This is a genomic window from Chryseosolibacter indicum (assembly GCF_018598585.1).
Lineage (GTDB): Bacteria > Bacteroidota > Bacteroidia > Cytophagales > Cyclobacteriaceae > Chryseosolibacter > Chryseosolibacter indicus.
In genome coordinates this window covers 1-362 of sequence record NZ_JAHESD010000165.1, presented here as the reverse complement: position 1 = coordinate 362, position 362 = coordinate 1, and the positions used below count along the sequence as shown (strand labels likewise).

The 362-nt window shown below is 38.7% G+C and carries 1 protein-coding gene; it reads left to right on the top strand.

The genetic code is table 11. The annotated features are described in order from the left end of the window. Positions 1-362, top strand: a 362-nt coding sequence (locus KK060_RS24925; protein WP_302180167.1) for a two-component regulator propeller domain-containing protein, incomplete at both ends; no start/stop codon positions are given.

Sequence of the window (362 nt, the reverse complement as noted above, 5' to 3'; positions counted from 1 at the left end):
CCCTAATGGAAGACCAGGAAGGTAACATGTGGAATGGTACCGGCTTTGGACTTGATGTACTTGAAAAAACATCGGGAAGATTTATCCATTATTTAAATGACGCTAGTAATCCATCATCAATCAGTAACAACAGCATCATGAGTCTGCTTGAAGATAGCAGAGGATTAATTTGGATAGGTACACAGGGTGGGCTGAACCTATTTGACAAGAAGGCAAAAACGTTTAAGGTTTTTAATGAACAGAACGGCTTGCCGCATAACTCAATCTTAACACTTATTGAAGACAACCAGGGCAATATTTGGATGGGAACGCCAAAACGTTTGTCTAAAAAGGTGGTAAGTAAATCAGATAAACGAAAATAT